Annotated in this window: 11 protein-coding genes; all 11 read right to left on the bottom strand. The window is 72.8% G+C overall.

What is annotated here, in order from left to right; all coding sequences use genetic code 11:
- Positions 1-14: 14 nt before the first annotated feature.
- Complete coding sequence (locus AC0VXQ_RS02600) at positions 15-698, bottom strand: DUF501 domain-containing protein (RefSeq protein ID WP_404817469.1); 684 nt, start codon at positions 696-698, stop codon at positions 15-17.
- 32 nt (positions 699-730) lie between these two features.
- Entirely contained in the window at positions 731-1,333 is a 603-nt protein-coding gene (locus AC0VXQ_RS02595) for an FtsB family cell division protein (RefSeq protein ID WP_475529027.1), read from the bottom strand.
- 252 nt (positions 1,334-1,585) lie between these two features.
- The gene (eno, locus tag AC0VXQ_RS02590; protein ID WP_058731788.1) at positions 1,586-2,875 is read right to left on the bottom strand and encodes a phosphopyruvate hydratase; all 1,290 of its coding nucleotides are present in this window, start codon (positions 2,873-2,875) and stop codon (positions 1,586-1,588) included.
- Between the two features lie 167 nt (positions 2,876-3,042).
- Positions 3,043-4,956 carry an adenosine deaminase gene (locus tag AC0VXQ_RS02585; protein WP_475529024.1) on the bottom strand — a complete coding sequence of 638 codons (1,914 nt, stop codon included), beginning with the start codon at positions 4,954-4,956 and terminating at the stop codon, positions 3,043-3,045.
- Positions 4,953-6,506 carry a hypothetical protein gene (locus AC0VXQ_RS02580; protein ID WP_100464248.1) on the bottom strand — a complete coding sequence of 518 codons (1,554 nt, stop codon included), beginning with the start codon at positions 6,504-6,506 and terminating at the stop codon, positions 4,953-4,955. The genes AC0VXQ_RS02585 and AC0VXQ_RS02580 overlap by 4 nt, the downstream gene beginning before the upstream one ends.
- An 82-nt stretch (positions 6,507-6,588) precedes the next feature.
- Positions 6,589-7,920: a thymidine phosphorylase gene (locus tag AC0VXQ_RS02575; RefSeq protein WP_100464247.1), complete on the bottom strand. Its 1,332-nt coding sequence runs from the start codon at positions 7,918-7,920 to the stop codon at positions 6,589-6,591.
- A gap of 37 nt (positions 7,921-7,957) precedes the next feature.
- Complete coding sequence (locus AC0VXQ_RS02570) at positions 7,958-8,422, bottom strand: cytidine deaminase (RefSeq protein WP_100464245.1); 465 nt, start codon at positions 8,420-8,422, stop codon at positions 7,958-7,960.
- Positions 8,423-8,424: 2 nt separating this feature from the next.
- A complete protein-coding gene (locus tag AC0VXQ_RS02565) occupies positions 8,425-9,711 on the bottom strand; it encodes an ABC transporter permease (protein WP_100464244.1) in 1,287 nt (428 codons plus the stop codon).
- Entirely contained in the window at positions 9,708-11,030 is a 1,323-nt protein-coding gene (locus tag AC0VXQ_RS02560) for an ABC transporter permease (RefSeq protein ID WP_081047800.1), read from the bottom strand. Before AC0VXQ_RS02560 ends, AC0VXQ_RS02565 begins: the two co-directional genes overlap by 4 nt.
- Positions 11,027-12,598, bottom strand: coding sequence for an ABC transporter ATP-binding protein (locus AC0VXQ_RS02555; protein WP_475529017.1), 1,572 nt, complete (start codon positions 12,596-12,598; stop codon positions 11,027-11,029). Before AC0VXQ_RS02555 ends, AC0VXQ_RS02560 begins: the two co-directional genes overlap by 4 nt.
- Positions 12,599-12,622: 24 nt before the next feature.
- Positions 12,623-13,750, bottom strand: a complete 1,128-nt coding sequence (locus AC0VXQ_RS02550; protein ID WP_196825942.1) for a BMP family lipoprotein — start codon at positions 13,748-13,750, stop codon at positions 12,623-12,625.
- Between the last annotated feature and the right edge of the window lie 153 nt (positions 13,751-13,903).

Raw genomic sequence — 13,903 nt, 5'->3', positions numbered from 1 at the left:
AGGGGTGGGGCGTATCAGTCCTGGTCGCGCCAGGCGGGATCGCAGGCGCAGCGGTAAGGAGACCAGGAGGCCTCCACGGCCTCCAGGGTCTCATCCCCCAGGGGGTTGATGCCGGTCCCCACGGCCAGGGTATGTCCGAGCAGGGCGTGCAGGCACTTGACCCGCACGGGCATGCCCCCGACGGAGACGCCCTCGATCTCGGGAACCTCCCCGGTGCCGGCCAGACGCCCGATCCGCTCCCGGCGGGCCAGGTAGTCCTCGTGGGCGGCGCGATAGGCCGCGGCCAGCCGCTCATCCCGGCCCAGCCGCTCGGTCATCTGCGCCATGACCCCGGCGGCCTCCAGCCGGGAGGCGGCCTGGGTGGCCCCGGGGTGGGCCAGGTAGAAGACGGTCGGGAACGGGCTGCCCCCGGACAGCCGCGGGGCGGTCGCGGCCACGAGCGGGTTCCCGCACACGCAGCGGGCCGGGATCTCCACGACGTCGCGCACCGGGCGGCCCAGCATCCGGGTCAGGACCCGCAGGTCCTGGGCGGTGGGCTCCAGCCTGGTCTCGTCGACGCCGACGCCGGTCGCGGGGCGCACCTCGTGCCCGACGCCGGTCGGGGCCTGCGTGGGCTCGGTATCGCGGTGCTCGGCGTCACCGGAGGTGGCGTTCGGGGTGGAGCTGGGGGAGGACGGGTCCTGGGGCGAGGGGCTCAACAGGGTCTCCTGGGGTCGGTGGGGCAAGGGGGTCAGCGGGTTCCGGCCACGGATTCCCACAGGGTGGTCCCCCAGTCGGGATGGCCCTGGGCCGCGGCCTCCGCGGAGGAGTCATCGGCCTGGGCCTGGCCCTCCTGCTGGCCGATGACCATGTACGGGGTCTGCCCCGGGTCCACGTACATCAGCCGCTCACGAGCCTGCTGGCGGACGTAGTCATCCGAGTCCCAGCGCTTCTTCTGCTCCTCCAGGTCCGCCTGCTGGGACTGCAGGTCGGCGATGTCCCGGTGCAGGGACTGGATCTCGGCCTGCTGGGCGAAGTAGCGGTGCACGGTGGGCGCCAGCGGCACCACGAGCACGGCCGCGATCAGCAGCAGGAGGAGGGTACGCCCGGAGAAGGAGCGGGCGGCCACCGGCTCCAGGGTGGGATGGCGATCCTCCTGCTCGGACCAGTCCTCGGCGCCGACCAGCGCACCCCGGGGGTCCTCCTGCTCGACCAGCTCCACCTCGGGCGGCCGCTCGGAGTCCGCCGGTCGGGTCGGTCGAGGTGCCGTCGGGCGGGATGCGGGGGCGCTGCGGACGGGGGTCCGGGTGTAGCCGAGCCAGCGGGCCGCGCCGCGCAGCGGATTCCTCATCATGGGACTGCCCCTCTCCCCTGTCGGCGCGGACCGGGGCCCGCGCCGGCGGTGTCCTTGCGGATCCCGGCCTCGGAAGCGGCCCGGACCCGCGCGGGTCTGCTGACCCGCCCGCCCAGTCTAGCGAAGAACGACGCCGCCCAGCGCCGTCGCCCCCTCGGGTCGCGAGGGGACGGCGAGCACCGGGCGGCGTCGTCTCTCAGCGCGCTCAGCGCGCGCGGGCGGGCTCCGCGGCTCATCGGCCGCGGGTCCGGATCACTTCGCGGTGAAGCGGGGGAAGGCGGAGGCCCCGGCGTAGCGGGCGCCGCCGGCCAGCTCCTCCTCGATGCGCAGCAGCTGGTTGTACTTGGCCACGCGCTCGGAGCGGGCCGGGGCACCGGACTTGATCTGCCCGGCGTTGGTGGCCACCGCGATGTCCGCGATGGTCACGTCCTCGGTCTCCCCGGAGCGGTGGGAGATCATGCAGCGGTAGCCGTTGGTCTGGGCCATCTCCACGGCGTCGAAGGTCTCGGTCAGGGAGCCGATCTGGTTGACCTTGACCAGCAGGGCGTTGGCGGCGTCCATCTCGATGCCCTTGGCCAGGCGCTGCGGGTTGGTGACGAAGAAGTCATCGCCCACGATCTGCACCTTGTCACCGAGGTGCTCGGTGATGGTGCGGTAGCCCTCCCAGTCGTCCTCGTCCAGCGGGTCCTCGATGGACACCAGCGGGTACTTGGCGACCAGCTGGTCGTAGTACGCGGACATCTCCTCGGCGGTCTTCTGCTCACCCTCGAAGGAGTAGGTCTTGGAGTCCTTGTCGTAGAACTCGGAGGAGGCCACGTCCAGGGCCAGGGCGACGTCCTTGCCCGGGGTGAAGCCGGCCTTCTCGATGGCCTCGAGGATCAGGTCCAGGGCCTCGGCGTTGGAGTCCAGGTTGGGGGCGAAGCCGCCCTCATCGCCCAGGCCGGTGGACAGCCCGCGCTCCTTCAGCACGTTCTTCAGCGTGTGGTAGACCTCGGCGCCGTAGCGCAGGGCCTCGGAGAAGCTCGGGGCGCCGATCGGGGCGATCATGAACTCCTGGATGTCCACGTTGGAGTCGGCGTGGGAGCCGCCGTTGAGGATGTTCATCATCGGCACGGGCAGCACGTGGGCGTTGGGCCCGCCCAGGTACTTGTACAGCGGCAGCTCGGCGGACTCGGCGGCGGCGTGGGCCACGGCCAGGGAGACGCCGAGGATGGCGTTGGCGCCGAGCTTGCCCTTGTTGTCGGTGCCGTCCAGGTCCAGCATCGCCTGGTCGACGACGCGCTGATCCGCGGCATCCAGGCCGACGACGACCTCGGAGATCTCGTCCTCGACGGCCTTGACCGCATCCAGGACGCCCTTGCCGAGGTACAGGTGCTTGTCGCCGTCGCGACGCTCCACGGCCTCGAACTCGCCGGTGGAGGCACCCGAGGGCACCGCGGCGCGGCCGACGGAGCCGTCCTCCAGCAGGACCTCGACCTCGACGGTCGGGTTGCCGCGCGAGTCCAGGATCTGGCGGGCGTGCACGTCCAGGATGATAGCCATGGTGTTCTCCTTTGAATCGGGAAGGATGATGGGCTGATCAGTGCTCGGACCCCGAAGGGCCCTCTGCCACGAGTCTACCAATTCCCCACACGATCACACAGAGTTTCAGGGAAACCCAACTGGACGGCTCGGGAGGAGGCCGAACGGACCGGGGCCGACGCCGCGGCTCAGCCGACCCGGCGCACGTAGCGACGCACCGCGGCACGCAGCGCGGCCTCCGGGTCCACCCCCAGCTGCCGGGCCCGCACGACCAGTCCCAGCAGGGCCTCACCCAGGGCCTCCTCGGTCCCCGCCGCCCCGGCGTCGGGCCCGGGCGGATCCGCGACCGGCGGGAGATCCAGGCCCGCCTTCGCGGCCCGGCCCAGGATCTTCTCCGCCCGGGCCAGGGCGGGCAGGCTCGGCGGGATGCCGTCGAAGGGCCCGGTGCGCTCGGGCTTCTCCCGCCGCTTGAGCTCCTCCCACGCGGCCCCGCGCTCCTGGGCGGTCGGAGCGGCGTCGGCCGGAGGCAGATCCTCCGAGGCCTGGGCGGCGTCCCCGGCGAACACGTGGGGGTGGCGCCGGATCATCTTGGCACTCAGCCCCGCTACCACGTCCGCGGCGTCGAAGGCCTCCTCCGGGCTCTCCTGGGCGATCCGGGCGTGGAAGACCACCTGCAGCAGCACATCCCCGAGCTCCTCGCGCAGCAGCGCGGCATCCACCCCGGGCCGCTGCGGGGACTCGATGGCCTCGATGACCTCGTGGGTCTCCTCCAGGAGGTACTTCACGAGGCTCGCGTGGGTCTGGGCGGCATCCCACGGGCATCCCCGCTCCGAGCGCAGCCGCCGCATGATCCGCACCAGATCCCCGAAGGCCCGTTCCGCCCGCGGCGCGACGGGTTCCTCCGCGGCGCCGCCGGGGGCAGTCTCAGTCTCGGGCGCGGCGGGCGGCAGGACGGCGTAGGCCTCCCGGATCCGCTCGGCCAGCTGCTCCCGCTGCCCGGCGGGCAGGAAGGCGTGGCGGGCGCCGGTCAGGGCCAGCTCCCGGAACTCCTCCCGGCCCCAGCCGTGGTGGTGGGTCAGCAGCTGCTGCTCCCGGGCCATCCAGGTGCCGCTCATCAGCCGGTTGTCCGGGGAGAGCAGCACATCGAAGCCCAGCGCGCGCAGCAGCGCGACCGGGTGCTCCCCCGGGGTGCGCGCCGGTGCCGGATCGTCGCGCCCGACGTCGTCCACCCGCGGGGCCGCCCCGGTCTGCAGATTCGAGCAGGGGCACACCTCCAGGCCGATCCCGGCGTCCCGGATCCCCGCGGCCAGCTCCCCCAGGACGAGCCCGGAGGCCGGATCGGCCGGGTCCGCGAGAGCCTGCGGGTCCCGGGTGACGTCCGCGAGCAGGCGCACCCCGTGACCCAGGCGCCGGGCCCGGCCGTGGACGACGGCCGAGCGGATGGACTCCGGCCCCGCGGCCTCCCCGGCGTGCAGGGTGACCGGCAGCAGGTGCTCGGCGCAGCGCTGCAGGGCCTCTCGGTGATCCGACGGCGGGTGGCCGGCCTCCGGCCCGGCCAGGTCGAAGCCGACCACGCCGTGCTCGCGGTGGGCCAGGGCCAGGTCCGCGACCCGCTCGGCGCCGTCCAGCTGGCGCATCGCGCACAGCAGCTGGCGCACCCGGATCCACTCGCCCCGAGCGGCCGCCTCCCGTTCGCCGGCGGCCAGGCCGCGAGCCACGGCCAGCACGGCCTCATCCGGGTCCAGTCCGGCCCGGGTGTGCTGCTGCGGGGCCCAGCGGACCTCGGCGTAGAGCACCCCGTCCGCGGCGGCGTCGAGCACGTACTCGCGGGCCACCCGCTCCAGCGCCTCGGCCGACTGCAGCACCGCGACGGTGTGCTCGAAGGTCTCGAGGTAGCGCTCCAGGGACCCCGAATCCGCCGCCTCCCGGAACCACCGGCCCAGGGATTCCGGGTCGGACGCGGGCAGCTCGTGCCCGATCCGCGCGGCCAGCTGAAGGACGGTGCCCGGTCGCAGGGCGCCGTCGAGGTGGTCGTGCAGACACACCGACGGCCACGGGGGCGGCGCGCTGGCCGCCCCCGTGGCCGTCGGCTGGTGGCTCACAGGCTCCACTGCGTGAGGGCCTCGTTCATGTGCTCGGGGATGTTGGACCCGGTGCGCGGGTACATCCGCAGCTCCTCCACGTACTGCTGGGCCGGCAGCCGGTCCCGGTACTGGACGTAGCGCTCCTCGTCCGCGTAGTCGAAGGAGACCTCCGGGGGGATGCCCGGGGTGAAGCGGAACATCATCGCGATCGGGGAGCCCTGGCCCTCCTGGTAGGAGTCCTCCTTCAGGGCCAGCACCTGCAGGGCCTCCTCCGGAACCAGCTGGAAGGTGCTGCGCTGATCCCACAGGCCGTTGCCGCGCACGTGCGTCAGGGCGTCGTAGTAGGAGCCGAGGGCGCGCACCCGGATCAGCACGGTGGAGACGTCCCGGGCCGTGCCCTGCGGGCCGAACAGCGCCTGCTGGGCGTCGGTGAGGCGGGAGACCACCTGCGCCTCGGTGAGCACCAGGTTGCCGGGGGCCAGGCGGGTGTCCGAGGGCTTGGCCGGGGCCTGGGCGGGGGCGTGGTAGGAGGGGGCGACGTCGGCGTGCTCGGCCACCGACGGCGCGGACTCCGGCAGCGCGTCCTCGACGCGGTGCTCGCGCCCGGTCTGGTGCTCCTCATCCCAGGTGCTGTCCGGGACGACGGCGGGCACCGGCTGCTCGGCCCCGGCCTCACCCGCTCCGGTGGACCCGGTCTGCTCGGGGACCTCCCGGGCCTCCTGCGGGTCCCCGGCGGCGGCGTGCTCGGCGGAGGCGGACGCGGCGGCCTCGGGGGCCGCAGAGCCATCGGACACGGAAGCGGGGGTCTGGGCGGACCCGGACACGGCGGACTCGGCGGCGTCGGTGCGCGGCGTCTCGGCGTCCGCGCCGTCGCGGGACTCCTGCGCGGCCGGCACACCCAGCACCTCGGCCTTCTCCGCGGGCCGATCCTCGGCACCCGACGCGACGGTCTCGGATGCACCGGCGGCTGAGTCGGACCCTGCGGCGACCGCGGCGGACCCGGCCCCGGCGGAGGACGGCTCGGCCGCCGCATCGGCGTCCGCGGCGGTGCCCGCCCCGGAGCCCTCGCCGGCCGACTGCTGCGCGACGGTCTGCACGTAGGCGGAGCAATCCTGGCGCTCCGAGCCCGGGTAGGTGTACTCGACCTCCACCGGCCGCTGGCCGTCGCGGGTGGTGCCGACCATGATCTCCGCGCGCCGCCACGGCCCGCGCGGGCCGGACTGGGCCGCGGTGTACAGGGAGGCGACGGCGTCGAACCAGGTGGACTCGGTGTCCACGGTGGTCTTGCGCTCGGGCTTCTCGCTGGGATCCATGGTGGCCGTCATCTCGTTGCCGTGCTGGTCCAGGCGCAGGGTGCGCACCCCGTAGCGGTCCATCAGGGACAGCAGCTCGGGCAGTCCCCCGCCGGCGGGCACCTCCTCCCGGGGGCTCAGCGCCCGGATGCCGCCGGACTCGGGGCGCGGCTCGGACCCGGTGGCGGGAGCGGCACCCGCCCCGCCGTCGGCAGGGCGCTGCCGGGGCTGCTTCGGCTCGGGTTCGGCACTGCCACGGAACAGTTTGAAGGCCACAACACACCTGCACTTCCACGCCTGACGGCGTTGATCGACCACCCCGCTCACGGCCACGGGCGGGGCTCACGTCCTCGGTCTTCTATTCTGCCGAAATCCTATCGAGGATCACGCGCCGTTCGACACCGGCGGAATCCGCCGCCCGTGCTTCCTGGGTGATCTCCCAGGAACCTTCCAGGACCTGTTCGGCTCGGGTGAAGCGCTCCGGATCCTCCGTGCGCAGGCTCATCAGCGCCTGACCCGCCCGCACCCGCTCCCCCGGCTTGGCGTGCAGCAGGATCCCTGCCCCGGCCTGCACCGCGTCCTCCTTCCGGGCCCGCCCGGCCCCCAGCCGCCAGGAGGCCGTGCCCACGGCCAGGGCGTCCAGCCGGGTCAGCACGCCGTCGGTCGGCGCGGTGATGACGTGCTCGTGGCGGGCCACGGGCAGCGCGGCGTCAGGGTCCCCGCCCTGGTCCCGGATCATCCGGCGCCACACGTCCATCGCCCGCCCGTCGGCCAGCGCCTCGGCCGGGTCCTCCTGCATCCCGGAGGCCGCGAGCATCTCCCGGGCCAGCGCCACGGTCAGCTCGACGACGTCGTCCGGCCCGCCCCCGGCCAGCACCTGCACCGCCTCCTCGACCTCCACTGCGTTGCCCACCGCCCGGCCCAGCGGCACGGACATCTCGGTGAGCAAGGCCGTGGTGCGCACCCCGGCCTGCTCCCCCAGCCCCACGAGGGTGCCAGCCAGCTCCCGGGCCCGCTCCGGAGTCTTCATGAACGCCCCGGTGCCCACCTTCACGTCCAGGACCAGGGAGTCCGTGCCCTCGGCGATCTTCTTGGACATGATCGAGGAGGCGATCAGCGGGATCGACTCGACCGTGCCGGTCACGTCCCGCAGGGCGTAGAGCTTGCGATCCGCCGGGGCCAGATCCGCCCCGGCCGCGCACACCACCGCCCCGGTGGAGCCGAGGATCTCCAGGAGCCGCTCGGGCCCCACCTGCGCCCGCCACCCGGGGATCGACTCGAGCTTGTCCAGGGTGCCGCCGGTGTGCCCCAGCCCCCGTCCGGACAGCTGCGGGACCGCGATCCCGTAGACGGCCACCAGCGGCGCCAGCGGCAGCGTGATCTTATCCCCCACCCCGCCGGTGGAGTGCTTGTCCGCCGTGGCGATCTTCCCGTCGGGGTTGCCCGGCGAGCGCAGGATCGGGGAGAAGTCCAGGCGGCGCCCGGAGGCGATCATCGCCGCGGTCCACGCGGACAGCTCCTGCGGGTCCAGACCGTTCAGGTACACCGCCATCGCCAGGGCGGCCATCTGCTCCTCGGCCACCGCCCCTCGGGTGTAGGCGTCGATGACCCAGTCGATCTGCTCGGTGCTCAGCCGGCCGGCGTCGCGCTTGGCGCGGATGACGTCGACGGCGTCGAAGGGCTCGGACATGATGGGACCTCTCCTCTGGCGGGTGCGGACGGGACCGTCAGGACCCGAGGTTTCCGGGCCCGAAGGCCTGGGGCAGAACCTCGGCCATGGGCAGCTCGCCCTGCGGGGTGAGCACCACCAGGCCCGGTGCGGCGTGTTCGGACAGCAGCTGGCGGCAGCGCCCGCACGGCATGATCGGGGTGCCGGTGCGGTCCACGCAGGCGAAGCGGACGAGCCGGCCCCCGCCGGTGCGGAACAGCTCGGAGACCAGGGAGCACTCCGCGCACAGCGTGACCCCGTACGCGGCGTTCTCGATGTTCGCCCCGGTCACCAGCCGCCCGTCCTCGGTGCGGGCCGCGGCCCCCACGGGGAACGCGGAGTAGGGGCAGTACGCCCGCTCCAGGCAGTCGCGCGCCGCGGCGAGCAGCTCCGGCCAGGCCGGGTCGTCGCCGACACAAGCCCCCACCTCGGTGCCCGCAACGGCGTCCTGCCCCACCCGGCCCGGTTGCTCGGAATCGGCCATGCTCACTCCTTGACGTAGGGCTGCCCGGAGGCGGCAGGACCCCGGGTGCGCCCCACCAGCCCCGTGACCGCGGCAACGGTGACCACGTACGGCAGCATGGCCAGGAACTGGCTGGGCACCGTGGTGCCCAGCAGGGAGAGCACCGACTGCAGGTTGGTCGCGAAGCCGAACAGCAGGGCCGCGCACAGCGCCCCGCCGGGACGCCACCGGCCGAAGATCAGCGCGGCCAGGGCGATGTACCCCTGCCCTGCGGTCATGTCCTTGTTGAACGCGGAGACCGAGACCAGCGTGAAGAAGGCCCCGCCCATCCCGGCCACGGCCCCGGCCAGCAGCACGTTGCCGAAGCGCAGCCGGTTCACGTTCACCCCCAGGGTGTCCGCGGCCTGCGGGTGCTCCCCCACGGCCCGGGTGCGCAGCCCCCACCGGGTGCGGTTCAGCCCGTACCAGATGAGGGCGACGACGCCGAACATCACGTACACCAGCAGCGACTGGTCGAACAGCACGGGCCCAATCACCGGGATGCGCGAGAGCCCGGGCACGGACCAGTCCGGCAGGTGATCCGGGGAGTTCAGGGTCGTGGCCTGGCGGGAGAGCACCGTGGAGTACAGGAAGCCGGTCAGCCCGGAGACCAGCACGTTGACGACCACGCCGACGATGACCTGGTTGACGAGGTACCGGATGGAGAACACGGCGAGGATCAGGGAGACCAGCATCGCCCCGATCATGGCCGCCGCCAGCCCCGCCCAGGCCGAGTGCGTCACGGTCCCGACGACGGCCGCGGCGAAGGCGCCGAACAGCAGCTGGCCCTCGATCGCGATGTTGACCACGCCGCTGCGCTCGCACAGCAGACCGGACATGGACCCGAAGATCAGGGGCACGGACAGGGCCAGGGAGCCGGCCAGCAGACCCGGCAGGGACAGCGAGTGCGCGTCCGCGTGAGACACCGCCCAGACCAGCATGGCCACGACGAACGCGGCCCAGAACAGGGTCGAGGCCCACACCGGCGGGTTGGCTCCGCGCGCCCCGCGCATCAGGGCCCAGACGGCCAGGAGAAGCATGAGGGCGGATAGCACCCAGCCGGTGGCCACCGCCGGCAGGTCGATGTCGGCCAGGCGCACGGCGTCGTGCTTCTCCGCGAGGCGGAAGGTGACCGTGGCCGGGGCCGGGTCGATGCCGATCAGCAGGAGGCTGAGCAGGGACAGGACCGCGAAGGTCGCGCCCAGGCGCCAGCGGCGGATCACCGGCAGGGCGAGGCCGGGGCGGGTCGTGGGGGTCGCTGCGACGCTCATCGGGTCGCTCCTTCCGCGGCGGCGGGACGGGCGGCCTTCGCCCGGCGGGGGCGGGCCGGGTCCGGCAGCCGGAAGATCGCGCGCACCAGCGGCGGGGCCGCGATGAACAGCACGATCAGGGACTGCACCACCAGGACGATGTTGATGTTGGTGCCGGTGTTGGTCTGCATGGCCACACCGCCTGCGCGGAAGCCGCCGTAGAGCAGACCGGCCCAGAAGGTGCCCCACGGGGTGGAGCGGCCCAGCAGGGCCACGGTGATCGCGTCGAAGCCGAAGGAGGCGGCCACGTCCCCGGTGAGCACCTTCTCCGTGCCGGCCACCTGGGTGGCCCCGGCCAGCCCGGCCAGGCCCCCGGAGAGCAGCATGACGACGACGTATCCGGCGCTGACGCTGATCCCGGCGGTGCGCGCGGCCTTCGGGTTGGCCCCGACGGCGCGCAGGCGGAACCCGATCGTGGAGCGATCGATCAGCCAGGACACGAACAGCACCGCGAGGATCGCCAGGACGAAGCCCCAGTGCAGCCGGAAGGAGTCCCCGAACAGCCGGGGGAACAGGGCCGAGTCCGGCAGCTGCGGGGAGATCGGGTTGGTGGAGCCCTCCCGCTGGAAGGCCGGGGTGGTCAGCAGGTACAGCACCAGGTTCAACGCGATGTAGTTGAACATGATGCACAGGATGACCTCGTGCGCCCCGGTGCGGGCCTTGAGCAGGCCCACCAGCCCGCCCCACAGGGCCCCGCCGAGCGCACCGCCCAGGATCACCAGCAGCAGGTGCACCCCGGCGGGCAGGTCCCAGGAGAAGCCGATCCACCCGGCGAGGATCGCGCCGAGGATGATCTGTCCCTGCGCGCCGATGTTGAACAGCCCGGCCCGGAAGGACAGGGCCACGCCGAGACCGGCGAGGATCAGCGGGGTCGCGATGGTCAGGGTCTCGGTCAGCGGGAAGATCTTGTCCGCGAAGTCCGCTCCGTGCGGGTTGAACACCGCGCCCTCGAACAGGGCGATGTAGGCGTCGCTGGCGGCCCGCCAGGCGGCCTCGAAGGTGTCCGAGGGCCGGGCGAAGAAGTAGTTCATCCGGGTCAGCGTGCGCTGGTCGGTGAAGATGATGAGCAGTCCGCCGACGATCAGCGACAGCACCAGGGCCGCCGCGGAGAGCACCAGCGGCGAGGAGGTCAGGCGGTAGGCCAGGGTGGGCCGTGGTTCGGGGGCGGGAGCGTCGGCCCAGGGCGGGGTGATCGGCTTCGGCCGCTCCTCGGGCTCCAGCCCGCCGGGTCCCGCTCCGGCGGGGGCGGTGGTGCCGGCGGCCGGGTCGAGACCGCTCATGCGCGCTCTCCTTCCGTGATCGATGCGAGGTCGTGCTCGCGGGTGTCCTGCTCGACGAGGCGCCGGGCCTCCTCGGCGTCGGCCCCGGCCATCATCTGGCCGAGGACCTCCCGCGGGATGTCCGGGTCCACCACGCCCATGAGCCGTCCGCCGTGGAAGACGGCGATCCGGTCCGCGAGCGCGTAGACCTCGTCCAGCTCGGTGGAGACGATGACCACCGGGGTCCCGGCGTCGCGCTCGGCGACGATGCGGCGGTGGATGAACTCGATCGAGCCGACGTCCACGCCGCGGGTGGGCTGGGAGGCGACGAACAGGCGCAGCGGGCGGGCCAGCTCCCGGGCCAGCACCACCTTCTGCTGGTTGCCCCCGGACAGGGTCGTGACGGGATCGGCCACGGAGTGCAGGCGGATGTCGAACTCCGCGGTCCGCTGCTCGGCCTGGGCGCGGATGGCCCGGCGGCGCAGCCAGGGCCCGCGGGAGAAGCGGGGGGTGTCGTACTGGTTCAGGACCAGGTTCTCCTCGATGCTGAAGGAGCCGACCAGGCCCTCGCGGCCGCGGTCCTCGGGCACGAACCCGATGCCGTCGCGGATGATCCGCTTCGGGCGCCGGCCCAGCAGCTGGCGTCCGTCCAGCTCCACGGAGCCGGTGGCCTGGGGGCGCAGCCCCAGGAGGGTCTCGGCGAACTCGGTCTGGCCGTTGCCCTGCACACCGGCGATCGCGAGGATCTCCCCGCCGCGCACCTCCAGGTCGATCCCGTCCAGCAGGGCCACGCCGGTCTCGGAGCGCAGGGACAGCTCGCGCACCCGCAGCAGGCGCTCGTTGGTGCTGGCCGGCTCCTTGTCCACGGTCAGGGACACCTCGTGCCCGACCATCATCGCGGCCAGCTCCGTGCTGGAGGCGGTGGGCTCGATGGTGCCCACGACCTTCCCGCGCCGGATCACGGTGATCTCGTCGGAGACCTGCCGGACCTCGCGCAGCTTGTGGGAGATGAACAGCAGGGACTTCCCGTCCGCGCGCAGCTGCGCCATGATGCCCAGCAGCTCGTCCGTCTCCGCGGGGGTCAGCACCGCGGTGGGCTCATCGAGGATCAGCAGCTCGGCCTCGCGCACGAGGGCCTTGATGATCTCCACCCGCTGCTGCACGCCCACCGGCAGGTCCTCCACGACGGCGTCCGGGTCCACCGCGAAGCCGTAGCGCTGGGAGATCTCGCGGATGCGGCGTCGGGTGGTCTCCAGGTCCAGGGCGGGCCCGCGGGTGGCCTCCGAGCCGAGGGCCACGTTCTCCGCGACCGTGAACACGGGCACCAGCATGAAGTGCTGGTGGACCATGCCGATCCCGGCGCGCATCGCGTCTCCGGGGCCGTCGAAGGCGACCTCGCGCCCGTCCACCAGGATCTGCCCGGCGGTGGGGGCCTGCAGGCCGTAGATGATGTTCATCAGCGTGGATTTGCCCGCCCCGTTCTCCCCGAGGAGGCAGTGGACGGTGCCGGGATCCACGGTGAGGTCCACGGCGTCGTTGGCGGTGAATGCGCCGAAGCGCTTGGTGATCCCGCGCAGTTCGAGTCTCATGTGCGTGCGGCCTTCGGGTCTGTGTCAGTTCTTGGTCTGGGGGCTGGCCGCGGAGTCCGCGTCCACGGTGCCGTCGATGATCTGCTGCTTGAGCTCGTCCAGCTCGTCCTGCAGCTGCTGCGGGACCTGGGAGGCCTGGTCGTGGAATGGGGCCAGGCCCACGCCGTCGTTCTCGAGGGTGCCCACGTACGGGGTGTCGGTGAACTTCCCGTCCATGTCGTCCACGAAGGCGTTCTCCACGGCCGCGCCCATCTTCTTGATCACGGAGGTGAGCACGTACTCCTGACCGGAGGCCAGGGTCTCGTAGCCGTCCGAGTCCACCCAGATGATCCGCGCCGGAGCCTCGGGTTCATCCGCGTTGTATCCGGTGACCGCGTCCACCGCGCCGTTGCCGACGGGCCCGGCCACGGGCATCACGATGTCGGCGCCCTCGTTGAGGAAGTTCTGCGCGGTGGTCTTGCCCTTGCCGGTGTCCTCGAAGTCCCCGGTGAAGCTGCCGGTCTGCTTCTGGGCGTCCCAGCCCAGCAGCTTCACGTCCGTGTGGTGGACCTGGTTGTAGTGGGCCACCCCCTGGGCGAAGCCGTCCATGAAGATCGTGACGGTCGGGATCTCCATGCCGCCGAAGGTCGCGACCTTGCCGGTCTTGGTGGTGCCCGCGGCGAGATATCCGGCGAGGTAGGCGGCCTGGGAGGTGTTGTAGATGATGGGGCGGACGTTGGGCAGCTGGATCGAGTTGTCGTCGACGATCGCGAAGTGCCGGTCCGGGTGGGCTTCGGCGGCGGCTTTGGTCTGGTCGGCGATGTTGAAGCCGATCGTCACGGTCAGGTTGCACCCGCCCTGCAGCATCGAGTTGATGTTGGGCTCGAAGTCGGTGACGGCCTGGGATTCGGCGGCCTTGGTCTTGATGCCGTAGTCGTCCTTGGTCTTCATCACCCCTTCGTAGGAGTTCTGGTTGAAGGAGCGGTCATCGAAGCCGCCGGAGTCGGAGACGATGCAGCCGGTGTAGTCCGCGTGGTCGCTGGCGATGTCCGAGTCCTCCGGCGGGGCGGGGGCGCAGCCGGCCAGCAGCAGGGCGGCCGTGCCCAGCAGCGCGGCGGCGCGCACGGGGCGGGTGCGCGGGGCTGTGCGGGGCCAGGCGGGGACGACGGGCATGGGAGACGGCCTTTCGGACGGTCGCGGCCGGATCGGCCGCCTGCTGCGCGAGGACACCGAGGCGACACCGGGCACAGCCGGACGTGACGTGGGGTACGGGTCACCAGTTTAGCCCCCGCGCGGGGCCCACCCGACCATCCGCCGCGTCGGCCG

It is taken from the genome of Rothia sp. QJM3NY_36 (assembly GCF_056173115.1).
This window is presented reverse-complemented; position numbering and strand designations above follow the sequence as displayed.